Source organism: Streptomyces sp. NPDC002889 (genome assembly GCF_042888425.1).
GTDB lineage: Bacteria > Actinomycetota > Actinomycetes > Streptomycetales > Streptomycetaceae > Streptomyces.
Window position 1 is genome coordinate 78,145 of the sequence record NZ_JBIAPT010000003.1, and the last position, 23,549, is coordinate 101,693.

Consider the following 23,549-nt stretch of genomic DNA (forward strand, 5'->3'; position numbering starts at 1 on the left):
GGAGCCGGCGGCTGAGACACGCTGTCTCTCTCCGACGCGGCGAGCAGCGTGACCACGGTGCCGAGAAGGGGAATGACGATCCCGATCACCCACCACGACCATCGCGGCGGCTGGCCCGATGGTCCGCCCGGCCCCGGCCCTACGCTCGGCGGCACGTCCGGCCGTGGAGGGAGTCTCCCCGGATCCGGCTGCCCGGCTGCCTCCCCCACTGCCCAACTCCCTTGGTATCCACGGACGTTGCGACCCTACCGGCAGCGGCATCCGTGAAGCCATTGATCTTTCTGTGACGGCCGTCCCAGGTCGTGTCCGACGGGTCACGCCTGCAGCGAATCACATGGCATTCGAGGGGATGGTGCGACGATGATACGGGGGTGTTTTACGAAGATCACACCACATGCTGTGTCGCCCCTGGCCCGGGGGGCACGTCGTGTACGCGGATTCCGGTGAGACCGGAATCCGCGTACACGAGCTAGTCGGCGAGGCGGTCCAGCACCCGTTCCACATCGGCAACCGAGTTGTAGAGGTGGAACGCAGCCCGCAGGTTGCCCGCGCGACCCGACACGGTGATGTCCGCGCGGGCAAGTTCCGGTACGCGGTCGCCGAGCCCGGGTACGGCGACGACCGCCGAGTCGCCCGGGAGCGGCTCGTACCCCAGATCCGCAAGTCCCGCCCTGAACTGCCCGGCGAGCTCGGTGTCATGGGCGTGCACCGCCTCGATCCCGATCTCCTCCAAGAGGGCCAGGGACTGTTCGGCCGCGTGGTACGAGAGGTAGGACGGAGGTTCGTCGTAGCGGCGGGCCGAGCGTGCCAGCTCCTCGATCGGGCCGTACAACGTCTCGGTCCCGGCGGCGAAGGGGCCGGCGTGCAGGGGCGGCACCGACTCCTGTGCCTCTTCCGTCAGGGTGAGGAAGGAGACTCCGCGCGGGCAGAGCAGGAACTTGAATGCGCCGGTGACCGTGAAGTCCCAGGCGCCCGCGTCCAGCGGCAGCCAGCCCGCGGCCTGGCTGGCGTCGAGGAGCGTACGGGCCCCGTGCGCGGCCGCCGCGGCCCGCACCGCCGCAAGATCGGCGACCCGGCCGTCGGCTGACTGCACCGCGGAGAAGGCCACCAGCGCGGTGCCCGGCCGTACCGCGTCGGCAAGCGCGTCCAGTGGCGCGTAGCGCAGCTTGAGGTCGCCGCGCACGGTGAAGGGCGTGACGACGGACGTGAACTCGCCCTCCGGCAAAAGGACTTCGGCCCCCGGCGGCAGCGACGCCGCGATCAGCCCGACATGGACCGAGACCGATCCGCCTGCTGCGACCCGCTCCTCGTCCACGCCGCTGAGCCGGGCGAAGGACCGGCGGGCGGCGTTCATCGCGGAGTAGTCCCCGGCGCCACCGGGTCGCCCGGCGGCCAATTCGTCGACGAGCGTCTTCACCGCCCGGACCGCCCGGCGCGGCAGCCGCCCACAGCTCGAGGTGTTCAGATACGTCGTCCTGGGCGCGAACTCGGCGTCGACCAGCGTGCGAAGGATCTCCATGGGATCACCCTCCGACGCCCCGCAGCTGTGGTCAATCACGAATTGCTGCGGGGCACTGTTCAGGTGCGCTCAACAGTCGGGTGTGCGGTCAGGACGCGGTCTGCGGGACCTCGCAGGAGCCGTCGGCGTCACAGGCGGCCGCGTCGGTGCCGATCGGGGTGATCGCCCGGCCCTGCCAGGCCTGCTCCAGCGCCTGCGTGAAGACCTCGGCGGGCTGGCCGCCGGAGACCCCGTAGCGGCGGTCGAGCACGAAGAAGGGCACCCCGGTCGCGCCGAGCTCGGCGGCCTCGCGCTCGTCGGCGCGTACCGCGTCGGCGTACGCCGTCTCGTCGGCGAGGACCTCGCGGGCCTCCTGCTCGTCCAGGCCCGCCTCCACCGCGAGCGCGATCAGCACGTGGCGGTCGAAGACGGACCGCTCCTCGGCGAAGTTCGCCCGGTAGGCGAGGTCCAGCAGCCGGTCCTGGCGGCCCCGGGCGTTGGCCAGGTGCAGCAGCCGGTGGATGTCGAAGGTGTTGCCGTGATCACGGCCCTCGGTCCGGTACTCGAGCCCCTCGGAACGCGCGTTGGTGGCGACGTGCTCCTCCATGGCCCGGGCCTCCTCGAGGGTGCGGCCGTACTTCTTCGCCAGCATCTCGACCACGGGTGCGGTGTCGTGCCCGGCCCGGTTCGGGTCGAGCTCGAAGGAGCGGTGGACCACCTCGATCTCGTCGCGGTGAGCGAAGGCCGCGAGCCCCTTCTCGAAGCGTGCCTTGCCGATGTAGCACCAGGGGCAGGCGATGTCGCTCCAGATCTCGACGCGCATCTTCTTCATCACTCCAGGGTCGTACGGTGCACGGAGGCCGCCTCCGCCTCGAGGTGAACGCACACCGGGACCGCCTCATTCCGCGGCGGACGGCAGTGTGAGGTGCGGCACGAACCGGGCCCAGACGTCGGGCGCGAGGGCGAGCCGGGGGCCGTCGGGGGCCTTGGAGTCGCGGACGTGGACGGTGCGGGGGGTGGCGGCGACCTCGACGCAATCGGGGCCGTCGTTGGTGCTGTAGCTGCTCTTGATCCAGGCGACCTCGACACAGTCGTTGTTGTCGCTCCCGCTGTAGCTGCTCTTGATCCACACGAGCGTCATGTCTCTCCCCGCACTTTCTCGATGAAGGCCAGTGACTCCCGTGGGCTGAGAGCCTGGGACCGGATGATTCCATAGCGCAATTCCAGGACCTGCACTTCTTTCGGATCGGCGACAAGACGCGTGGTGAGCTGTGCCTCGGAATACCCAACCGCCGAGTCGTCCCTGAGCTTCAGCAGTTGGAGCTGCCCGCTCATCCCTGCATGGTCCTCGCGGTCCGTCGGCATCACCTGAATCTCCACGTGCCGTAACTGCCCTACCTCCAGCAGGCGTTCGAGCTGGCGACGCAGGACCATTCTGCCTCCGATGGGCCGCCGCAGCGTGACCTCTTCCTGGACGAAGGTAAGCGTGGTCAGCGGTGTCGCGTCGAAGATCGCCTGCCGTGAGAGGCGGGCCGCCACATACCGTTCGAGATCGTCCGTGCGGAGAGCAGGACGCCGGACGCCGAACAGCGCCCGCGCGTACTCCTCGGTCTGCAACAGACCGTGCATGTTGTGGTTTCCGTACGCGCCGATCTCGACGGCCTCCCGCTCCAGCTTCGCCAGGTCCCGGACCTTCTTCGGATACCTGGCCTCCGCCACGTCCTTCTTCATCGCGGAGATCCTGCCGCCCGCGCCCAGGACCTTGTCCGCCCCGTCCAGGTACTCCGGGCGGGGGATGCGCTTGCCGGCCTCGACCTTGTAGATCAGGTTCTCCCCGTACCCGATGGCCGAGCCGAACTCCGCGTGCTTGAAGCCTGCCGCCTCACGCCAGAGCTTGAGCTGGCGACCGACGGTGGCGATCACCGCCCCCGAGTCGTCTTCGAGATCGAGCACCCCGTCGCGCTCGTCCGTCTCGTCGTTCACCCGCACCCACCTCCTATGGACCGCTCTGGACAGGCCTGGACAACGCCGGGACAGTGACCGTCCGTACAGGCATCATGACTGTTCAGGCTACGTACGGGCGGCCACGCTCAGTGACGTGAACCGAGAAATCACCCGAACCGAACCTTCCGCTCCTGCGCTTCAGTTCAGCCTCCAGCTCTCCTCCACCCGCCGAGGCGCCCGGCTCGCCCGGCTGCTCGCGACCGAGCAACTGCGCTCGCGGGGGCTGCCCTTCGGCACGGCGGCCCAGATCGTCGCCGAGCTGGCCGCGAACGCCGCGCTGCACGGCCGCGTACCCGGCAGGGACTTCCGGCTGACGCTCACCGTCACCGTCACCGTCACCGTCACCGTCACCGGGACGAAGGTGCTCCGCATCGAAGCGACGGACACGCGCGGTGACCGGATCCCGGTTCTCCAGGATCCGGCGGGCGGAGAGTCGGGGCGCGGGCTGCTGCTCGTCGAGGCGCTGGCGGACCGGTGGGGTGTGGACGACGGGCCCGCGCCCGGCAAGACGGTCTGGGCGGAGCTCAGCCTGAAGGCCCTGTGACCGGCTCCCGGCATTCCGGGATCCGGGAGATCCCAACCAAAGAACCCTCGGGAGAGAACCAACCAACCGGACCAAACCCGCTCGAGTCACCCTCACGAGTGATCCGCCCCAACTTGGCTGGCGCATATGCCACTTCACGGTGCAGGCTCGGCACCGACAACCCCATACATGTGACGGCCCCCGGCCGGGACTCGCAATCCCGATCGAGGGCCTGACCACCGAGGAAGAAGAGAGCTTCCCGATGGCTGAGCAGCAGCTTAACGCGCCCCCGCGCGCGCTTTCCGTCGTTCATGAAACGACCACCGGCGTGATCCAGGTGCGGGAGCACCAGCCCGACCGGTACACGATCGTCGGCAACCACCTTGCGCAGCACGCCGAGTTGTCGCTGACCGCGATCGGACTCGCGACGTACGTCCTGTCGCTGCCCAACGGGACGCAGGTGGACATCATGACGCTGGCGGAGCGGTTCCCCGAAGGCAGGGACCGGATCACGGCGGCACTGCGGGAGCTCGAGGAGCACGGCTATGTGCAGCGAGTCCTGGTGCGTACGGCCAAAGGGCGGTTGGTGACGCGGACATACGCGTTCAACGACCCCGCGGCGACCCGATCCCGCCTCGCCGCCGAGGCCGAACAGGGGTCACAGCCGGGGCCGGAACCAGTACCGGACCCACCCGCCCTTGAGCCGCATCCTGAAGCCGAGCCCGTAGGGCCGAGCGCCGCCTCCGCGCTCCTCACCGACCTGCGCCGCCACGACCCCCGGCTGCTGCTGTCCGAACGGGACGTACGCGGACTCGCCCCACTCGTGGGCGCCTGGCTGGAGTGCGGCATCGCGGCCGACGATGTACGCCGCGCCATCACGGCGAGCCTGCCTCCGGACCTGCGTAACCCGGCCGGCCTCCTGCGCCACCGCCTCATCGCGCTGCTCCCGCCCCCGCTCGCGGCGGCTGCGGCGACGGCCCGTCCGGCCCCGCTCCAGAACTGCGACCACTGCGACCGAGCCTTCCGCGCCCCGGAACCGGGCCCCTGCCACGACTGCCGCTCAGCCCCCGAAGCCGCCTAGCGTGAGAGCGAGCGCCATGCCCATCGCCCTGACGAGCCGGATCGGGAACACGAGGCTCCGTTCTCCGCTCTGTCCGGTTTCACGCTCCGCACCGATCTTCCGCCGCTGCGGTCGTATCCGTAGCGGGAGCTAGCCGGCGACGGACGGGACCTCGAGGCGCAGTACCAGGTGGTTCCCCGAGCGTGGCTCGTCCGGGTCCGGAAGCCAGCCGTGACGGGCGTAGAAGGCCTGGGCCCGGGTGTTGTGTTCGAAGACCTCGAGGCGTACCTCGCCGACTCCCGCGCGCTGCCAGCCCTCCACGCACGCGGCGTGCAGGGCGGTGCCGACGCCGGAGCGCCAGCGCCCCGGATCGACGTGGAACTGGGCGAGGGTCATGACACCGTCCACCTCCCGGGAGGCGGCGATCCCCGCGACCACCCCGTCCCGTACGGCGCACAGCACCACGCCGCGCTCGATCGCATCGGCCCAGCGTGCGCGGGTGCGGGCGTGCTCGGCGGGGCTGTCGAAGTCCTCGTCGGGGATGTGGCCGCGGTAGTAGCCGGCGCGCGCCTCGGCGTGGAGAACGGCGATGGCGTCGAGGTCGTCGGGAGTGGCAATTCTGAGCATGATCACGGTGACGCGGTGGGGCCGGATCACGGTTCCGGCTGATGTCGCGCAGGTCGTGTACGCGGATTCCGGTGTGACCGGAATCCGCGTACAGGAAGCGGAGGACGGCCATGGGACATGCGCAGGCCCCGCCAACCGGGCGGGGCTTTCCGGCCCGGCCCGGCATGGTGCGGATCCGGCGCTGAGATGTGCCCGGACACTGGTGGCCTCGGAACCAGGCAGGAGAGACCGTGGACGACATCAGCCCTCAAGGACTCAGGAAACCGGCACCCCCCGGCGCGGGCCCTGGCACCGCCGGTCAGCCGGGGGTCATCGGCATCGCGTTCGCCGCCGTGCTGACGGTCTCTTTCGCAAGCGGTTCCTGGCAGTGGTTCGCCACTTGCATCTGAGCAACACTTCTCGCGGTGCTCTTCTGCTTCTACCGCGTGCCGGTGTGGATGCCCCGCGGGTCTGCGTATGTGCGGAGTCTGGCAGCCTATTCGCTGATCGTGGGCCTGTGCGTCGCGATCACACTGGCCCCGGTGCTGCAACGCTGGGCATGGCTGTTTCCGATGCCGGGCACTCGCAGTGAGTGTCGTGAGCTGGGCCGGTACGAGGGCCTCCGTGTGGAGGCCGCGCTGGCGAACCTGGCTGATCGCGACAGTGCTGCCCTGGCCCGCGCGCAGCACGTCCGGAGCCACGACGTCGTTGCCGAATGCCTGGCAGCCACGACGACCCTCTGGCTTCCGGTGTACGCGGCCGGGGCGGCCGTGCTGGTAGGCCTCGGCGTGTGGTCCTTTGAGCGAGCCCGGGGCAGGACGGAGCCGGCCGTAGCCGACCGGAGTCCTCGTCGTCAGGGCTGAACCGGCCGGGCGGGCATCCCGCCCGCTGAGGCTCCGCTCACGGTCGGCCGGACAGAACCTGGTCGGCCCCGCCCGCGGTACCGGCCCGCGCCACCCCGTACTTCCTCCTGAACGCTTGAACGCTCGCCGGCTTGAACGCCTGGGCGAAGGCGAACCGCGAGACATGGACCGCCCGGCCGGCGCGCACGAGCCCCGCGTTCACGAGCCGTCGCGCAGGCCCGCCGGCCAGCTCGGGCGGTACTCGATCCGGTCGAAGGTGACCACGCACCCCTCCCCCACCGGCGACTGGGCCATGAACCCGACCAGTGCCGCCCCTGCCTTTTCCTCGTCGCCCAGCGCGAAGATCCGGACGAAGGTCCAGTGCTGTCCGTCCGCCGACGCGTGGAACGCGAACGCCTTGCCCGTGCGGCTGACCCGCAGCCACACGCTGTCGCCGTCCACCGCGAAGGAGTTGGCGTCGTCGGAGTGGCCACGGGTGACGACCGTGCAGACGGTGGGCCTGTCCGGGGAGAGCTCCAGGCACAGCTTGGCCCACTTCCGCTCGCCGACGTGCACATAGAGCACCCCGGCGTCGAAGGCGGCGGCGAAGGTCACCTTGACCCGGGCGATCAGCTGGAAGTCGCCCTCCGGCGCGCCGAGCAGACGCGGAGCGTCGGATGTCGGGTCCAGGGCGTCGCCCGTGGGAGGGACGAAACGGTCCTGGCGCGGCCCGGCCCAGGCGGTCAGGAGGCCGTCCTCGTGCGTCCAGTCGCCCTCGGGCCCGTACGCCCGCAGCGGGAAAGGAAGTTCGGGCAGTTTCACATCCATGCGGATCAGTGTTCCAGGCGCCCGTCCACGCGGCGGGCAAGTCCGAGCGGATTGTCGTCGCGCAGCTCGGGCGGGAGCAGTGCCCCGGGGGTGGTCTGGTACGTGACCGGGCGCAGCCAGCGTTCGATCGCGGTGGCGCCGACCGATGTGGAGGTGGAGGTGGCCGCCGGGTAGGGGCCGCCGTGGTGCTGGGCGGGTGCGACGGCGACGCCGGTGGGCCAGCCGCCGACAAGGACACGTCCGGCGAGCGGGGTGAGTTCGGCCAGCAGTTCGGCGCCACGGCCCTCGCCCGCGGCCTCGCCGTCGGAGAGGTGCAGGGTGGCGGTGAGATTGCCGGGCAGCCGGCTCAGTACGGCGGTGACCTCGGCGTCGCTGTCGTAGCGCGCGACCACGGTGACCGGGCCGAAGCACTCCTGAAGGAGCAGGTCGTGGGCCCCTTCGGCGGCCAGCAGCCGGGCAGGGACGGTGAGGAAGCCGGCGCTGACGGACTGTCCCCCTGCGGCTTGGGGGTGGGAGGACTCCCGGCCCGCGCCGGGGGCGACAGGCGTCTCGACGTCCGCGAGCGCGGCGCGTTCGCGGACGCCCGCTACAAAGGCGTCGCGCATCCGCGGGTCGAGCATCACACCGGGCTCGCTCTCGCTGACTGCTGCACTCAGGGCTTTGACGAGCCGGTCGCCCGCGTCGCCCGCCGGGGCGAGGACGAATCCGGGCTTGGTGCAGAACTGGCCCTTGCCGAGGATCATCGAACCGGCGAGGCCCGCTCCGAGCTGCTCGGCCTGTTCCTCGGCGGCGGCCGCGGTGATCACGACCGGGTTGAGCGAGCCCAGTTCGCCGTGGAAGGGGATGGGGACGGGGCGGGCAGCCGCTGCGTCGAACAGTGCCCGGCCGCCGCGTACGGAGCCGGTGAAGCCGGCCGCCGCGACCAGCGCGTGCCGGACGAGTTCGACGCCCGCCTCGAAGCCGTGGACGAGGATCACCACGTCCTCGGGCAGCCCGACCCGGCAGGCGGCTGTGCGCAGGACCGAGGCGCACCGTTGTGAGGTGGCGGGGTGGTCGGGGTGGGCCTTGACCACGACGGGGCAGCCGGCCGCGAGGGCACTGGCTGTGTCGCCGCCGGGCACCGAGAAGGCGAGTGGGAAGTTGCTCGCGGCGTAGACCGCGACCACGCCCAGGGGGATCTTGTAACGGCGCAGGTCGGGCCATGGCGGCGTACGGCCGGCGTCTGCGTGGTCGATGCGGATGTCGAGGTAGGCGCCCTCGTCGACGACGTCGGCGAATGCGCGCAACTGGGCGGTGGTGCGGGCGAGTTCACCGGTCAGTCGGACCGGTCCGAGGGCGGTCTCGGCGTCGGCCTCCTGAACGATGCGCTCGGCGGCCTCGTCGAGCAGTTCGGCGGCAGTGCGCAGCAGGCGCGCGCGTAAGCCGCGGTCGGCGAGCGCAGGGCGGGTGGCGTGTGCCGCGCGGACCGCCTGGTCGATCTCCTGTGACGTGGACTCCACCGCGACCTGCGCCCGCGGGTTCCCGGTACGGGGATCGACACTCCAGACTGATGCTGCTGCCACCGCGGCTTCCCTCCAGGTCGACTGCCACCCACCGACCCGCGTTCGGTATTCTGAACAGCGTTCCCGGTGGTGAATGTGTGGGGACTCTATTTCCGCGCGTTCCGCACGGTCAAGAAGGGGCGAAGGCAATGTCAGCTGTCGATTCCGGTGGGGCACAGGTCAAGTCCGCTGTGCGGACGGTGGAGTTGCTCGAGTACTTCGCCGGACGCCCCGGTATGCACTCGCTCGCCTCGGTCCAGGAGGCGGTCGGCTACCCCAAGTCCAGCCTCTACATGCTGCTGCGCACCCTGGTCGAGCTCGGCTGGGTGGAGACCGATGCCACCGGCACCCGGTACGGCATCGGCGTGCGCGCACTGCTGGTGGGCACCTCGTACATCGACGGCGACGAGGTCGTCGCAGCCGCCAGGCCCACCCTGGACCGGCTCTCCGACGACACCACCGAGACCATCCACCTCGCCCGGCTCGACGGCACCAACGTGGTCTATCTGGCCACCCGTCAGTCGCAGCACTATCTGCGTCCTTTCACCCGCGTCGGCCGCCGACTGCCCGCCCACTCCACGTCGCTGGGCAAGGCGCTGCTGGCCACCCACAGCGACGAGCAGGTACGCAAGATGCTGCCCGAGACGCTCGCGCCGCTGACCGAGCACACCATCACCGACCGGGAGAGGCTCATCGAGGAGCTTCACCTGATCCGTGAGCAGGGCTATGCCGTGGACCGCGAGGAGAACACCCTCGGACTGCGCTGCTTCGGCGTCGCGATCCCCTACCGGACCCCCGCCCGCGACGCGATCAGCTGCTCGGTGCCGGTGGCCAGGCTCACCCCGGCCCACGAACAGATGATCAAGGACGCGCTGTTCGACGCCCGCGACCGGCTCACGCTCGCCACCCGGAGGCTCTGACCTGATGGAACCCGTGATCATCGTGCTGCGTGAGGTCGACGACGCCGACCTGCCGGTGTTCTTCCGGCACACGACCGACCCCGAGTCGAACCGGATCGCCGCCTTCACCAGCAAGGACCCCTCGGACCGGGCCGCCTTCGACGCCCACTGGGCACGTATCCGGGCCTCGGAGGACGTCGTCATCCGCACCGTGCTCGCGGACGGCGAGGTCGTCGGGCACACCGCGGTGTACGGGCCGCCGGAGTTCCGTGAGGTCACATACGTCATCGACCGGTCGTACTGGGGCCGCGGTGTGGCCACCGCCGCGCTGACCGCCCTGCTGGAGGTCGTACCGGTGCGGCCGCTGTACGCCCGGACCGCCGCCGACAACCAGGGCTCGCTCCGCGTCCTGGAGAAGTGCGGGTTCACCGTCACCGGGTACGACCGGGGCTTCGCCAACGCCCGGGGCGAGGAGATCGACGAGCTGGTGCTCACCCTCGCCGGCTGAGTCGGCGCGCTGTCCCTCCGCCGTGCGGCGGAGGGGAATCGTCGCAGCGCAGGAGGTGCTCGGGCGTCCGCTCGAGGAGCGTGGACGCCATGACACCGACCTCGCTTCCGACCGCCCGCGATGAGCTGCTTCCCGTACGGCCCCGCCCGCTGCTCCCGGCACTGCGCGCACTTGCGATCGCCGCCTGCGTGCCGTATCTAGCGCTCAAGATCGCCTGGATCGCGGGCAGCCGCATCGGTATCCCCGCCGGCAGTGTGCTGCTGGAGCACCGCGGCGTGATGGCCCTCGCCAACAGCGTCACGGTCCTGATGGACGGCGCCGTCGTCGTGCTGGCCCTGCTGCTCACCCGGCCCTGGGGGCTGCGGGTGAGGGCCTGGCTGCTGGCTGTGCCGATCTGGGGAGCGACCGGGCTGCTGCTGCCCATCATGATCGGCTATCCGGTGCAGCTGCTGGCCGGTGCTTTCGGTGGCACCAGGACGCAGGACTCGTTCGACCGGCCGTTCCTCGACGACTGGGTGTTCGGCGTCGTGTACGGCGGCTTCATCCTCCAAGGCCTCACCCTCGGCGCCCTGTTCCTGCTGTACTCGGGGGACCGCTGGGGTCATCTGTGGCGCGGCCCGGTGAGGGAGCTTCCCCACTTCACCACGGGCGGCGCCCTGCGGACCTTGGCCGTACTCGGCTCGCTGACCGCGCTGTTGCCCGCCGTCACGCATCTGCTGTGGGCCGCGGGATCGTCCCTGGCGCTCTCCCCCGCCCGAGGCGGCGAACGCACCACCGATTTCTACCTGCTGGAAGGCGTACGGTTCGCCTTCGTGGCCATCGCCGTGACCGGGACGCTGACGCTCGCCTTCCGCCGCGGCCCCTCGCTGCCGGTGAAGCTCCCGCTGGGCATGGCCTGGGCCGGGGCGAGCGCACTGGGCGCTTGGGGTGGCTGGTTGCTGCTCACATCCCTGACGGCCCAGGCGGATGACCCCAAGCAGGCTTCGGCGATGCTGACGCTGACCTACGCTGTGGAGATGATCTCCGGCTTTCTGCTCACCGCCGCCGTCGCGTCGTGGCTGAGGCGCCGGGGCGCATGACGAACGGCGTGAAGGACTCCGGCGCGCTGTGGCGCACGGCCCGGCAGGCGTTGTTCGGGGCGCGGGCCAGGCTGCGCTGGGTGCATCTGGTGCTCGGCGGCGCACTGTTGATGCCGTTCTGGCTGGTCGGCACCGTGTTCATGGGGCCTCTCGTCGGTGCGGACGGCATGTTCTCCAACTCGTTCGCGCTGCAGTTCGGCGCCTACGCCTTCGCCCTGCCACTCGCCGCGATCGCCGCGCTGTTCCCGCTGACCAGACCGCTGTCGGTGAGCGCGGCCCGGTCGCTCAGCGGGGTGGGGGCCGAGCGGTTCGCCGACGGGCCCGCCCGCGGCTGGACCGCGCGGGTGCGCACCTCCGGCTGGTTCACCCTTCATCTGGGCGTCGGTGCGCTGGTCAGCGGCACCTCCCTCGCGCTGCCACCGTTCGCGGCCACGGTGATCGCCGCGCCGTTCGCCCCGGTGCTTCAGGACCATCTGCGAGTGCCGCGGTCGCTGCGTCCGCTCTGGTCGGCGCTGCTGCTGCCGCTCGCGGGGATCGCGATGCTGCTCGCACTCGTGGCCTGCTCCGCGGCCGCCGGGGCACTGCTCGCCCGCCTGGCGCCGGTCCTGCTCGGCCCGACGCCCGCGGACCGGCTGGCCGCGGCCGAGCGGCATGCCATCGAGCTCGCCGAACGCAACCGTCTGGCCCGCGAGTTGCACGACTCGGTCGGCCACGCACTCAGCGCCGTCACCCTGCAGGCGGGCGCTGCCCGCAAGGTTCTGGACACCGACCCGGCCTTCGTACGCGAGGCCCTGGCCGCGATCGAGGAGACCACGCGCCGCACGGTCGGCGAACTGGACTCCGTCCTCGGCCTGTTGCGCCAGGACGACGACGCCGACGGCCCGCGGGTCACCACCGGTCCTGACCTCGATTCGCTCGACGGTCTGCTGTCCCGCGGCGGCGTGCCGGTCTCCCTCACCGTCGACGGCGACCTGACGGCCGTCCCCGCGGCCGTCTCCCGCGAGGCGTACCGCATCGTCCAGGAGGGGCTGAGCAACGCACTGCGCCATGCCGGGGCGGCTCCGGTGTCCCTGTCGATCGCCGCGCGCGGCGAGGAGTTGGAGATCAGCATGGAGAACCCGCTGCCCGAACGGGCACCGGTCATCCGCCCGGGCGGCGGGCGCGGGGTGCGCGGCATCGCCGAGCGGGCCGCCCTGCTCGGCGGGAAGGCGGCGGCCGGCCCGCAGGGCCGGGTGTGGCGGCTGTCCGCCCGGCTGCCGTCGACGGGCCCCCGATGAACACGCCGGAGGCGACGAGCACGACGGGCACGGGCGCGACGAACGTGATCCGGGTGGTGATCGCCGACGACGAACGGATGGTCCGCACCGCGCTGCGCGTCATCCTCGCTGCCGAGCCCGACCTCGAGGTCGTCGGCGAGGCAGGGACGGGCGCGGAGGCGGTGTCGGTGGTGCGCGGGCTGCGCCCGGACGTGGTCCTGATGGATGTGCGTATGCCGGAGATCGACGGCATACGGGCCACCGAGCAGATCCTGGGCACCCTCGCCGACCCACCGTCCATCGTGGTCGTGACCACATTCGAGAACGATTCGTACGTGTACGACGCGCTGCGCGCCGGAGCGGCCGGCTTCCTGCTCAAGCGGGCCGCGGCGGAGGAACTGGTGCAGGCGGTGCGCCTGGTCGCCCGCAGCGACTCGCTGCTCTTCCCGGCGGCCGTCCGCTCACTGGCCGAGTACGGCCGCCGCACCTCCGCCCCGGCCCCTCCCTGGGCGGCACGGCTGACCGAGCGGGAGGCACAGGTGCTGCGCCTGATGGCCACCGGTCTGACCAACGCGGAGATCGCCGATCGCATGAGTGTGGGCCCGGCGACCGTCAAGACACATGTGGCGTCGGTACTGGCGAAGACAGGTACCCGGGACCGTACACAGGCAGTGATCGCGGCGTACGAGACGGGGTTCATCGCCCCTCGATGAGGCGGCGGTGCCGGGCCCAGTGGGCCGGGCCGGGCATCGCGCGCCCGTATGAGAATTCTCTGAGAAGACCGGCGGACCGGAACGCGGCCGTGCGGGCCACTCGTCCTCATACGGGATGAACAAGACGATCAGGCGCGCCGCCGTCTTCAGCCTGCTGCTGGTCCTCGCCCTGCTGGTGCGGGCCACCTGGGTGCAGGCATACGAAGGCAAGGCTCTCGCCGACAACAAGCACAACCAGCGCAACGTGATCGCGAAGTACGGACAGCCGCTGGGCGACATCGTCGTGGCCGGTTCCGCGGTCACCGGCTCGAAGAAGGCAGCCGGCGGCGACCTCACCTACCGGCGCACGTACACCGACGGCGCGATGTACGCGGCTGTCACCGGCTACAGCTCGCAGGCTTTCGGCGCCACACAGCTCGAGGGCATCTACTCGGATGTGCTGGACGGGACCGACAGCCGGCTGAAGAACCCGGTGGACGCGCTCACCCGCAAGCGGCAGGAGCCCGGCAGCGTGCTGACCACCATCGACCCAGCCGTCCAGAAGGCCGGGTACCGGGCGCTGGGCGACACCAAGGGTGCGGCCGTGGCGATCGACCCGAAGAGCGGCGAGATCCTCGGCATGGTCAGCACGCCCTCGTACGACCCGTCCACCATCAGCGGCAGGACGGACGGCGACGCCTGGACGGAGCTGCTGGCGGACACGGACCAGCCGCTGCTCAACCGGGCACTGCGCCAGCCGCTGCCGCCCGGCTCCACGTTCAAGCTGGTGGTCGCCGCGGCCGCGCTGGAGGACGGTCTGTACGGCTCGGTCGACGAGGACACCGACAGCCCCGACCCGTACCGGCTGCCCGGCACGACCAGGGACCTGGAGAACGAGAACCCGTCCGCGCCCTGCGAGGACGCCACCATCCGCACGGCGCTGCAGTTCTCCTGCAACAACGTCTTCGGGAAGATGGCCGCCGACCTGGGCGAGGACAAGGTCCGCGAGACGGCCGAGAAGTTCGGGTTCAACGACGCCGAGCAGGATGTGCCGGTGCGGGCGACGGCGAGCCTGTACCCGTCGGGCCTGGACAAGGCGCAGACGGCGCTGACGGGCATCGGCCAGTTCGACGTGACCGCGACCCCGCTGCAGATGTCCATGGTGTCCGCCGCGCTCGCCAACGACGGGGTGCTGGCCGCGCCGCACATGGTCTCCAAGATCGTGGACGCGGACGGCGACGCCCTGCAGTCGTACGGGGACGGGGACGGCCGGCGGATCGTGTCCTCCTCCACCGCCGAGCAGCTGCGCAGCGCGATGGTGACGGTCGTGGAGGAGGGCACCGGCACCAACGCGAGGATCGACGGCGCCGAGGTCGGAGGCAAGACGGGCACCGCCCAGCACGGCGAGAACAACAGCAAGACGCCGTACGCCTGGTTCACCTCGTACGCCAAGGATCCCGGGACCGGCAAGCAGGTGGCGGTCGCGGTGGTGGTCGAGGACTCGGGCGCGGAACGCTCCGAGGTCAGCGGCAACGGCCTCGCGGCGCCGATCGCCCAGAAGATGATGAAGGCGGCGCTGCGCTGACCCGCAGCGGCCCGGCGTGACCTGACGCGCCGCGTTGTCGGTGGCGGCTGCGTCCCTGCGGCACCGGGCATGACCGCGACCGCGACGCCGCGGGGAACGTGACCGTGGGAAGGCCGCCGCGTACGAGCGGCGGCCTTCCGGGAGCGGTGTCGTCAGCTGACGCCCAGCAGCTGCTGCAGCGGGTCGATGGCGAAGTAGACAAGGAACAGCGCCGCCGTCGCCCACAGCAGCCAGTGCACCTCACGCGCCTTGCCCAGCACCGTCTTGATGACGACATAGGCGAGGAAGCCCGCGCCGATGCCGTTGGTGATGGAGTACGTGAACGGCATCACGACGATCGTCAGGAAGGCCGGGATGGCGACGTCGTACCGCTCCCACTCGATGTGCCGCACCTGGGTCATCAGCAGGAAGCCGACGGCGACCAGGGCGGGCGCGGCTGCCTGGGCCGGGACGACCGTGGCGAGCGGGGTGAGGAAGAGCGCGAGGCCGAACAGGGCGCCGGTGACCACGGAGGCCAGTCCGGTGCGGGCGCCCTCGCCGACGCCGGCCGCCGACTCGATGTAGGAGGTGGCGGAGGAGGCGGAGGCCGCACCGCCGGCCGCCGCGGCGGCGCCGTCGATCAGCAGCACCCGGCCGAGGTTCGGGACCTCGCCCTTCTCGTCGAGGAGCCCGGCCTCGTTGGAGACACCGACGACCGTGCCCATCGTGTCGAAGAAGTCGCTGAGGATCAGCGTGAAGACGAGCAGCACGATGGTGACGACGCCGACCTGCTCGAACGCGCCGAGGAGGCTGAAGGAGCCGACAAGGCCGAAGTCGGGCGCGGCAACGATGTCGGCGGGCACGGCCGGTACGGTCAGCCCCCAGGCGGACGGGTCGATGGTGGCGATCTCGTTGATGACGACGGCGACGATGGTCGTGACCACGATGGAGATGAGGATCGCGCCGCGGACCTTGCGGGCCATCAGCGAGATGGTGAGCAGCACACCGATACAGAAGACCAGCACCGGCCAGCCGGACAGTTGCCCGCTCAGGCCGAGCTGGACGGGAACGGTGCCGGTGTCGCCGGGGATGCGGGTGGCGAAGCCCGCGTCGATGAAGCCGATGAATGCGATGAACAGGCCGATGCCGACGCTGATGGCCTGTTTGAGCGACTGAGGGATCGCGTGCATGATCGCCTCGCGCAGCCCGGTGACGACCAGCACGCAGATGAGCAGGCCTTCGAGGACGATCAGGCCCATCGCGTCGGGCCAGCTCATCAGCGGCGCGATCTGGAAGGCGACGACGGCGTTGAGGCCGAGTCCGGCGGCGATGGCAAGTGGCAGATTGCCGCCGAGGCCCATGATCGCGGTCATCACGGCGGCCACCAGGGCCGTGCTGGTGGCCAGTTGGACGTCGGAGAGCTTGTGACCGAACTTGTCCGCGGCGCCGCCGAGGATGATCGGGTTGAGGACCAGGATGTAGGCCATCGTGAAGAACGTGGCGAAACCGCCGCGTACCTCCCGGGCGTAGGTCGAACCTCTTGCGCTGATCTTGAAGTAACGGTCGACCATCGCTGACATGACGCTCCTCGAAGGCTTGATCCGCTCGGCAGGTAGCTGGATTGTGCCCGCGCAAGAGCGGTTTCAGATCACGCGCGGGTTACGCATCGGCCTCGTCGGTCACCCCTTCGACCAGGGCAGTTGACGGCCTGGCGGCACTGAGACGTGCACCGTGGGGGCACCCCGGCGGTCAGGCGGTCGAGCGACACGGCAGCGCCTCGACAACCGCCGCTCCGTCTCCGTCCGACGCCAAGCCCGCCTGGTGCAGCCGCAGTTCTGTCGCACTCGGGGACGCGACCCGAAAACCCCCGATCGTGAGTTCGTGGCGAGCGCGGATCTCGCGCGATGTGCCGCTCCCCGGTGGGAGTTGTGGGCGAGTGCCCCAAGACCTGAATCTCGGCGAGGGCGGGTCACGGGCGCCCCTGAGCCCTGCGGCGGGTCGCCACACCGCGCACGTTTCTGATCAGTGTCCATGTTTCTGAACACGCTCATGCCATGACGGCGTCGCCGCGCAGGTCAGGACACATAACTGGGCGTCGTGGCAAGGATCACGCGTCTCGGCGCACTTGACGGGCCTCTGCCCACTCCCTAGCGTGTCCACGCATGTGAATGAGATCCAAGAGCAAAGAGCATCGCGAGGAGATCCGCCCATGCCCGCTGCCCGCACCGTCCTGCTCACCGGCGCAGCCGGCGGCATCGGCACACTGATGCGCGGATTGCTGCCCGCGTACGGCTACGAGCTCCGCCTCCTCGACGCCAACCCGATCGAAGGAGCACCGGAGGCGATCACAGCCGATCTCGCCGACAGGAAGGCGCTGCGCGAAGCCGTACAGGGCGTCGACGCGATCCTGCATCTGGCGGGCATCGCGCTGGAGGCCTCGTTCGACCACATCCTGCGGGCGAACATCGAGGGCACGTACAACCTCTACGAGGCCGCCCGCGAGGAGGGCGTCCGCCGTGTCGTCTTCGCCTCCAGCAACCACGCCGTCGGCTTCGTACCGCGACCCGGGGGCGAAGCCCCCATCGCCCCGGACGCGCTCATTCCCGTGGAGACCCGCCACCGCCCCGACACCTTCTACGGCCTGTCCAAGTGCTTCGGCGAGGACCTGGCCCAGCTGTACTGGGACCGGCACGGCCTGGAGACCGTCTCCGTGCGCATCGGTTCCTGCCTGATGGAGCCGACCTCGGTACGGATGCTGTCGGTCTGGATGAGCCCCGGGGACGGCGCACGGCTGTTCCACGCGGCGCTCGGCGCCGAGGAGGTAGGCCACACCGTCGTCTACGGATCGTCGGCCAACACCCGGCTCTGGTGGGACCTGTCGACCGCCCGCGCCCTGGGATACGAGCCGCAGGACGACTCGGAGCAGTACGCCGAGAAGCTGGTCGCGGAGCAGGGCGAACTCGACCCGGACAATCCGGACCACGCCTGTCTGGGCGGCGAGTTCACCACCGACCCGCCGCAGTGGCCCCACTGAGCGCCGTGCGGCCTTGACATTCGCGTGCCGCGCCGGGATATTCGCATGCCGCACCGGCCGCCCACCCGTCAGGATGGCGGCCATGGCCAGACCCTTTGGATTCAGTTACGAGCAGCGCGGCGACGGCACGGTCGTCATCACCCACCGCGGCCGCGCGGCCGGCACGCTGCGCGGCTCACGCGCCGGGAGGTTCCTGGCCGAGGTGGAGTCGGGGGACGCACAGCTGGTCATGGCCCGGTGGACCGGCGCGTACAAATTCGGGAACGAGCGCATGGCCAGAAACCACCCGCGCAACAGATGACCAAGGTAAGGGAACGGTAAAGCGCCCTCGCTCGTTACCCCTGGCATGACAGCTATGACCCCCGGCTCGAACATCCCTCTGGCCACCACGCGGGTGGCGGTGGACGTCGCCGCACCGGTGCGGCTCGACGTATCGGGCCTGCTGCTCACCGCCGACGGCAAGGTGCGCTCCGACGACGACTTCATCTTCTACAACCAACCCACGGGTCCCGGCGTCGCCTATCGCTCCGGGGCCGGCTCCGCGCCCGACGCGATCGTCGTGGACACCGCCGCCGTCCCGCCCGGCATCGAGAAGATCGTCGTCACGGCGAGCCCTGACGCCGCCGGACAGACCTTCCAGGGCATCGAACCGACCGCCACCATCCGCAACGCCGACGACGGCACCGCGATCGCCACCTTCACCCCGCCGCAGCTCGGCGCCGAGACCGCGCTGGTGGTCGTGGAGATCTATCTGCGGAACGGAGCCTGGAAGGCCCGTGCCGTCGGCCAGGGCTATGCGAACGGGCTGGCGGGCATCGCCACCGACTTCGGTGTCTCGGTCGACGAGGAGCCCGCTGCCGCCCCGGCACAGGCCCCCGCAGCCGCACCCGCACCGTCCGCCGACCCGCGGGTCACCGCACCCGCACCGCCCATGCCTGCCGCACCGCCGGCCGCACCCCCGCCCGGCACCGGGAAGATCAACCTGGACAAGGGCCGCGTCAGCCTGCAGAAGAACCAGACGGTGTCCCTGGTCAAGGGCGGCCGCCCGCTGCTCTCCCAGGTCAAGATGGGCCTCGGTTGGGAGCCCGCCTTCCGCGGCGCGGACATCGACCTCGACGCGTCCGTGATCGCCTACGGTCCGAACCGCAACCACCTGGACAGCTGCTACTTCGGCAAGCTGTCGATCCTGAACGGCGCCATCAAGCACTCGGGCGACAATCTGACCGGTGAGGGCGCGGGCGACGACGAGGTGATCGTCGTGGATCTCGGCCGGCTCCCGGCCGATACGACGGGCCTGGTCTTCACGGTCAACTCGTTCTCCGGTCAGAAGTTCACCGAGGTCGCCAAGGCCTACTGCCGACTGCTGGACGCGTCGACCGGCGAGGAGCTCGTCCGCTTCGACCTGACCGGCGCCGAGCCGCAGACCGGCGTGATGATGGCCAAGCTGATCAAGCAGTTCTCGGGGGAGTGGGAGATGACCGCCCTCGGGGACTTCGTGAAGTCCCGCACCGTGCGCGGCATGGTCAAACCCGCCGCCCAGGCGCTGTGAACCGACCGCAGGCGGTGTGAACGAATCCGCCGCGGGTGCCCGCCATCACTGACGGCCGCCCGCGGCGGAAGCGATCCTCAGAGTTTTGCCAGCTTGGCGAAGGGGCTGAGGATACGGCCCTGCCTCCCGGAGAAGTCGACAAGCACCGCGGCGTTGTCTCCTTCCACTGCGAGGACTCTGCCGAGGCCGAATTGATCATGGGACACCCGATCGCCCGCTTCGTAGCGTTCGATCGGCGGCTCTGGCGCGGCCGGACGGTTGAAGGGACTGGAGGGCAGGTGGCGCCGAGAACCGGCTGACTTTGTCATTACCTGGAGTATGCGCCCCCGGCCCCCTCCAGCGCCACGTTGGGGCTCTCATTTGCCGCGGCCAATCCGCCGCCGCGGCCCCGCTCCAGCGGCGCTACCACGGGGAACGCGGCATCGGTGGGCCTGCCGAAAATGTGCCGACCGGGCGTGCCCGACGGCCCGGGACGGGCCCGGAATCCCGCCTTGTTCCGGCCTCACGAGGGCGGCTGCCGGGTGCCCCGCTCCGTGCGGCACACCCGGCGGGAAAGCATCAGGGGCGGCGCGGCTGGCGCTTCCAGGGGCCGGTGATGGCCAGCATGATGCCCGGGGTCTGGATGCTGGCGTACAGGGTCCGGCCGTCGGGAGAGAAGACGACACCGGCGAACTCGCTGTAGCCCGGATCCTCCGCGGTGCCGAGGTTCAGCTCGTTCCGGGCGATCGGATAGGTGCGGCCGCTGTCCGTGGCGCCGATCAGATGCTGGACGCCCTCGCCGTCCTCGGCGAGGATCAGCCCGCCGTACGGAGACACCGTGATGTTGTCCGGGCCGTCGTACGCGCCGTCGCGCGAGGGGTCGGGGTTCACTCCGAAGCGGACCTTGAGCGTCAGGGTCCGGCGGCGCGGATCGTAGAACCAGACCTGTCCGTCGTGCTGGAGCGGGCTCTCGTCACGGGCGTACGAGGACACCACATAGGCGCCGCCGTCGCCCCACCACATGCCTTCCAGTTTGCGGCCACGGGTGACCTCGCCGGCGCCGAACTGCTTGCGCACCGAAACGGTCCTGGCGTCGCGGTCGGGCACCTCGGTCCAGTCCACCCCGTACACCGTGCCGATCCTGGTGGCGCGGGAGAGATCGTCGACGAACCGGCCGCCGGAGTCGTAGCAGGTCGCGGCCTGCAGCACCCCGGCGTCGTCGGCGAGCGTACGCAGCCGGCCGCGGCCGTGCTTGAAGCCGTGCGGCGGGACCCAGCGGTAGAGCAGGCCGTTCGGGGTGTCCGCGTCCTCGGTCAGATACAGGTGGCCCCGCTTGGGGTCGACGACGACGGCCTCATGGGCGTACCGGCCCAGCGCCTTGACGGGCTTCGGGTCCTGGTTGGCACGGCGGTCGCAGGGGTCGACCTCGAAGACATAGCCGTGGTCCTTGGCCGCGCCGTTCTTGCCGACCCGGTCCTCGGTCTCCTCGCAGGTCAGCCAGGTGCCCCAGGGGGTCGAGCCGCCCGCGCAGTTCTGCACGGTCCCGGCGATGCCCACCCACTGGGCGACCTCGCCGCTGCGGTGGCTCTCGACGACGGTGCAGCCGCCGGGCGCGGCGGGGTCGTAGACCAGCCCCTCGGTGAGCGGGACGGGGTGCTCGACGGAGGAGCGCACGCCCTTGAGCTCATGGTTGACGACGAGCAGCGTCACACCACGCGGTCCTTCGAAGGTGGCGGTGCCGTCGTGCTTGCCAGGGGTGAACTCACCCGATTCCAGCCTGGTGACGCCGCTGCGGGCGAGGACGCGGTACGAGAAGCCGGCAGGCAGGGCCAGTATGCCGTCGGGGTCGGGGATGAGCGGCCCGTAGCCCGGCTCCCGCTGCCCGTGCGAAGCCTGGCCCTCGCCCTCGGTGTCGTCGTGGCTCTCGCCCACGGCACCGTCCTCGGCGGCGAGCGCGCCGGGCGCGGTGGCGAGCGCCCCGACGACCCCGGTGAGGGCGACGCCTGCGCCGGTCAGAGCAGTCTGCCTGGTGAAATCCCTGCGAGTGAGCGACATCGAGGTCTCCTGAGGGGCGCGTCCGGCCTGGCTGATGTGGGCCATACCTTCGCGTCCCCGCATAAACGGCACTTGAACGCCGCACGACATCGAGAGGGCCCTCGGACTGCGCGTCTCGGGCGTTGCCCGGTCACGGCCTGCACCCGCCCGGCAGGGGGGCCGATTCCCGGTCATGCGGACGGCCACCGTCCCGCAGCCGCCCGCCCGCGTGGGGGGTCGGGGTCGCAGGAGAGGGGTGCCCGGACGTAAAGCGGCGCAACTCGCGCGTGGCGCGGTCAGGAAAGCGGCCCGGGCACCCCGCTCCGCAGGCCACGGCCCCCGCACCACCCACCCACCGCGGCAGCACCGCACCGCTCGGGGTGCAACGCCCCGGGACAGGCGCCCCGGGGGACGCAACGCCCCCGAGGACGTGACGAGAGCGTCAACTCCCCCTGCGGGAGCGCGCCTTGAAGGCCGCCTTGCGGGCGTCCTTGGCCGCCTTCTTGTCGCGGTGGAGGCGGCCCATCGCCTCCAGGACCGTCGCCGTCGCCGGGTGGTCCACCCGCCAGGCCGCCTCGAAGAAGCCGCTGTGCCGGCCGACCAGCCCCTCCACGAGGTCCTGGAGCTCCTCCGGCTCCTCCGCCGCGTCCAGCTGGGCGGCGATCGTGTCGATCGCCAGCCAGAAGATCATCGGCTCCGGCGGGGCCGGCACGTCCGCCGCGCCGCTTTCCGCGAGCCAGACGCGCGCCAGGCCGCCGAGCTCAGGATCGTCCAGGACCGCGCGAACCGCGGGCTCGGCGTACGGGCCGACCAGGGTGAGGGCCTGCTGGCAGTACAGCCGGCGCAGCGGCGCGCCGGCGTCCGCGCCCTTGGCGGCGGTGAGCAGTTCGCGGGCCGCTTCCACCGGGGCGCGCCGGGCAAGCCACTGTTCGGTCTCGGCACGCGCCGACAACTCGGGAAAGCGCGCGAGACCGTCGAGCAGGGCGTCCGCGGCCTTGTCCGCGAGGTCGCCGACCGCGGGCGCGTCGACCCCGGCCTCCAGCATGCGGGCCCGGACGCCGTACAGGCCGAGCGGGGTGAGCTTGACCATCCCGTACCGGGAGACGTCCTCGTCGTCGACCGGCGGCACGGGCTCCTCGCCCTCCTCGGCCATCAACGCCTCGTCGACCGGCCGGTATTCGACCAGACCGATCGGCTCCAGCAGCCGGAACTGGTCGTCGAGGCGCATCATCGCCTCCGACACCTGCTCCAGTACGTCGTCGGTGGGCTCGCCCATGTCGTCGGGCACGACCATGGACGCGGCGAGGACAGGCAGCGGCACCGGCTCCTCGCCCGCGCGGCCCTCGCTGACGGTCAGCAGATAAAGATTGCCGAGCACACCGTCCAGGAACTCCGATTCCGCCTCGGGGTCCCAGTCCAGCCTCTCGAAGTCGATCGTGCCGTCCTCACCGAGGATGTCGTCGATGCCGGCGATGTCCTCGAGTACGGGCGCGATCGCATCGGCGAGCACCACGTCCAGGGCGTCCAGCCACAGGCCGAGCACATCCTGCGGGCCGCCGCCGGTGACGAGCGCCAGGTTGTCCCCGGAGGAAACGGTCCCCGCATCGCCGTCGTCCTCGGGCTCCTCGACCTCCACCAGGCCGGTGTCGACGGCGATGCGCCAGGCCTCGCTCGCGTACGCCGGCCCGTCGCCGTAGCCGTCGTCCTCCGCTTCGCCCCCACCGTGCCCCTTCGCCCCGCCCAGGCCCAGCACTTCCGCGGCCACGGACAGCTGCTCGTCGACGAGTTCGCCGCCCACACCGACCCGGGTGTCGGGCCCCGCCCAGCGGGCGAGCCTGACGGCCCTGGTCAGCAGCGGAGTGGCGAGCGCGGCCCGCGCCAGATCAACTTCCGAGTGCAGCCGCGCCGGCGGCAGGATGGGGCGGTCCTCGGGCATCTGGCGGTTCTCCTCCGGGGCGTACGGAATCCGGGCGGCCCTGTGGGCGGCCCCCAGCGTAGACGTATTTCACCGGGTTTCGCCGCGCTCGGGCACAGGGGTGGGCGCGGGGGCCGC

25 protein-coding genes are annotated in these 23,549 nt (G+C 71.0%); 14 read left to right on the forward strand and 11 right to left on the reverse strand.

Annotation, left to right across the window (positions count from 1 at the left end; all coding sequences use genetic code 11):
* Positions 1-469: 469 nt before the first annotated feature.
* The 4 genes from ACFYWI_RS05355 to ACFYWI_RS05370 form a co-directional block, all read right to left on the reverse strand.
* A complete protein-coding gene (locus ACFYWI_RS05355) occupies positions 470-1,519 on the reverse strand; it encodes an aminotransferase class V-fold PLP-dependent enzyme (RefSeq protein ID WP_389225427.1) in 1,050 nt (349 codons plus the stop codon).
* A gap of 88 nt (positions 1,520-1,607) precedes the next feature.
* Entirely contained in the window at positions 1,608-2,321 is a 714-nt protein-coding gene (locus ACFYWI_RS05360) for a DsbA family oxidoreductase (protein ID WP_389226280.1), read from the reverse strand.
* A 75-nt stretch (positions 2,322-2,396) separates the two neighbouring features.
* Positions 2,397-2,639: a DUF397 domain-containing protein gene (locus ACFYWI_RS05365; RefSeq protein ID WP_389225430.1), complete on the reverse strand. Its 243-nt coding sequence runs from the start codon at positions 2,637-2,639 to the stop codon at positions 2,397-2,399.
* On the reverse strand, positions 2,636-3,481 hold the full coding sequence (locus ACFYWI_RS05370) for a helix-turn-helix domain-containing protein (RefSeq protein WP_389225433.1): 846 nt from the start codon (positions 3,479-3,481) through the stop codon (positions 2,636-2,638). The genes ACFYWI_RS05365 and ACFYWI_RS05370 overlap by 4 nt, the downstream gene beginning before the upstream one ends.
* A 115-nt stretch (positions 3,482-3,596) precedes the next feature.
* Between ACFYWI_RS05370 and ACFYWI_RS05375 the strand changes: the two genes are divergently transcribed.
* On the forward strand, positions 3,597-4,046 hold the full coding sequence (locus tag ACFYWI_RS05375) for an ATP-binding protein (RefSeq protein WP_389225436.1): 450 nt from the start codon (positions 3,597-3,599) through the stop codon (positions 4,044-4,046).
* Positions 4,047-4,287: 241 nt separating this feature from the next.
* A complete protein-coding gene (locus ACFYWI_RS05380; protein ID WP_389225439.1) occupies positions 4,288-5,106 on the forward strand; it encodes a helix-turn-helix domain-containing protein in 819 nt (272 codons plus the stop codon).
* A gap of 129 nt (positions 5,107-5,235) precedes the next feature.
* On the opposite strand, the gene ACFYWI_RS05385 is transcribed toward ACFYWI_RS05380, so the two are convergent.
* Positions 5,236-5,712 (reverse strand): GNAT family N-acetyltransferase, encoded by a 477-nt coding sequence (locus ACFYWI_RS05385; protein WP_389225441.1) that lies wholly within the window; start codon positions 5,710-5,712, stop codon positions 5,236-5,238.
* Positions 5,713-5,942: 230 nt separating this feature from the next.
* Between ACFYWI_RS05385 and ACFYWI_RS05390 the strand changes: the two genes are divergently transcribed.
* Positions 5,943-6,101: a hypothetical protein gene (locus tag ACFYWI_RS05390; protein ID WP_389225446.1), complete on the forward strand. Its 159-nt coding sequence runs from the start codon at positions 5,943-5,945 to the stop codon at positions 6,099-6,101.
* A gap of 15 nt (positions 6,102-6,116) precedes the next feature.
* Positions 6,117-6,554, forward strand: coding sequence for a hypothetical protein (locus ACFYWI_RS05395; protein WP_389225449.1), 438 nt, complete (start codon positions 6,117-6,119; stop codon positions 6,552-6,554).
* A 198-nt stretch (positions 6,555-6,752) separates the two neighbouring features.
* Here the strand turns inward: ACFYWI_RS05395 and ACFYWI_RS05400 are convergent, their stop codons facing one another.
* Both ACFYWI_RS05400 and ACFYWI_RS05405 read right to left on the reverse strand, forming a co-directional pair.
* Positions 6,753-7,361, reverse strand: coding sequence for a DUF1349 domain-containing protein (locus tag ACFYWI_RS05400; protein ID WP_389225451.1), 609 nt, complete (start codon positions 7,359-7,361; stop codon positions 6,753-6,755).
* A 5-nt stretch (positions 7,362-7,366) separates the two neighbouring features.
* Positions 7,367-8,923 carry an aldehyde dehydrogenase (NADP(+)) gene (locus tag ACFYWI_RS05405; protein WP_389225454.1) on the reverse strand — a complete coding sequence of 519 codons (1,557 nt, stop codon included), beginning with the start codon at positions 8,921-8,923 and terminating at the stop codon, positions 7,367-7,369.
* 128 nt (positions 8,924-9,051) lie between these two features.
* Here ACFYWI_RS05405 and ACFYWI_RS05410 point away from each other — a divergent pair, with 128 nt between their 5' ends.
* From ACFYWI_RS05410 to ACFYWI_RS05435, 6 genes are all read left to right on the forward strand, one after another.
* Positions 9,052-9,822, forward strand: a complete 771-nt coding sequence (locus tag ACFYWI_RS05410) for an IclR family transcriptional regulator (protein ID WP_389225457.1) — start codon at positions 9,052-9,054, stop codon at positions 9,820-9,822.
* A gap of 4 nt (positions 9,823-9,826) precedes the next feature.
* A complete protein-coding gene (locus ACFYWI_RS05415; protein WP_389225460.1) occupies positions 9,827-10,309 on the forward strand; it encodes a GNAT family N-acetyltransferase in 483 nt (160 codons plus the stop codon).
* An 89-nt stretch (positions 10,310-10,398) separates the two neighbouring features.
* Complete coding sequence (locus ACFYWI_RS05420; protein WP_389225463.1) at positions 10,399-11,388, forward strand: hypothetical protein; 990 nt, start codon at positions 10,399-10,401, stop codon at positions 11,386-11,388.
* Complete coding sequence (locus ACFYWI_RS05425) at positions 11,385-12,665, forward strand: sensor histidine kinase (protein WP_389225466.1); 1,281 nt, start codon at positions 11,385-11,387, stop codon at positions 12,663-12,665. The genes ACFYWI_RS05420 and ACFYWI_RS05425 overlap by 4 nt, the downstream gene beginning before the upstream one ends.
* Positions 12,662-13,357, forward strand: coding sequence for a response regulator (locus ACFYWI_RS05430; protein WP_389225469.1), 696 nt, complete (start codon positions 12,662-12,664; stop codon positions 13,355-13,357). Before ACFYWI_RS05425 ends, ACFYWI_RS05430 begins: the two co-directional genes overlap by 4 nt.
* Positions 13,358-13,472: 115 nt before the next feature.
* The gene (locus tag ACFYWI_RS05435) at positions 13,473-14,921 is read left to right on the forward strand and encodes a peptidoglycan D,D-transpeptidase FtsI family protein (protein WP_389225472.1); all 1,449 of its coding nucleotides are present in this window, start codon (positions 13,473-13,475) and stop codon (positions 14,919-14,921) included.
* Between the two features lie 152 nt (positions 14,922-15,073).
* Here the strand turns inward: ACFYWI_RS05435 and ACFYWI_RS05440 are convergent, their stop codons facing one another.
* Positions 15,074-16,480: an NCS2 family permease gene (locus ACFYWI_RS05440; protein WP_389225475.1), complete on the reverse strand. Its 1,407-nt coding sequence runs from the start codon at positions 16,478-16,480 to the stop codon at positions 15,074-15,076.
* Between ACFYWI_RS05440 and ACFYWI_RS05445 the strand changes: the two genes are divergently transcribed.
* From ACFYWI_RS05445 to ACFYWI_RS05460, 4 genes are all read left to right on the forward strand, one after another.
* A complete protein-coding gene (locus ACFYWI_RS05445) occupies positions 16,479-16,604 on the forward strand; it encodes a hypothetical protein (protein ID WP_389225478.1) in 126 nt (41 codons plus the stop codon). The genes ACFYWI_RS05440 and ACFYWI_RS05445 overlap by 2 nt on opposite strands.
* A 505-nt stretch (positions 16,605-17,109) precedes the next feature.
* A complete protein-coding gene (locus ACFYWI_RS05450; RefSeq protein WP_389225481.1) occupies positions 17,110-17,934 on the forward strand; it encodes an NAD-dependent epimerase/dehydratase family protein in 825 nt (274 codons plus the stop codon).
* Between the two features lie 82 nt (positions 17,935-18,016).
* Positions 18,017-18,235 (forward strand): hypothetical protein, encoded by a 219-nt coding sequence (locus ACFYWI_RS05455; protein WP_389225484.1) that lies wholly within the window; start codon positions 18,017-18,019, stop codon positions 18,233-18,235.
* 45 nt (positions 18,236-18,280) lie between these two features.
* The gene (locus tag ACFYWI_RS05460) at positions 18,281-19,483 is read left to right on the forward strand and encodes a TerD family protein (protein WP_389225487.1); all 1,203 of its coding nucleotides are present in this window, start codon (positions 18,281-18,283) and stop codon (positions 19,481-19,483) included.
* 77 nt (positions 19,484-19,560) lie between these two features.
* Here ACFYWI_RS05460 and ACFYWI_RS05465 read toward each other — a convergent pair whose 3' ends face one another.
* The 3 genes from ACFYWI_RS05465 to ACFYWI_RS05475 all read right to left on the reverse strand — a co-directional run bounded on the left by ACFYWI_RS05465 (position 19,561) and on the right by ACFYWI_RS05475 (position 23,432).
* Entirely contained in the window at positions 19,561-19,791 is a 231-nt protein-coding gene (locus ACFYWI_RS05465; RefSeq protein WP_328402060.1) for a hypothetical protein, read from the reverse strand.
* A gap of 250 nt (positions 19,792-20,041) precedes the next feature.
* Positions 20,042-21,517, reverse strand: a complete 1,476-nt coding sequence (locus ACFYWI_RS05470; RefSeq protein WP_389226283.1) for an alkaline phosphatase PhoX — start codon at positions 21,515-21,517, stop codon at positions 20,042-20,044.
* A gap of 421 nt (positions 21,518-21,938) precedes the next feature.
* On the reverse strand, positions 21,939-23,432 hold the full coding sequence (locus ACFYWI_RS05475) for a hypothetical protein (protein ID WP_389225492.1): 1,494 nt from the start codon (positions 23,430-23,432) through the stop codon (positions 21,939-21,941).
* Between the last annotated feature and the right edge of the window lie 117 nt (positions 23,433-23,549).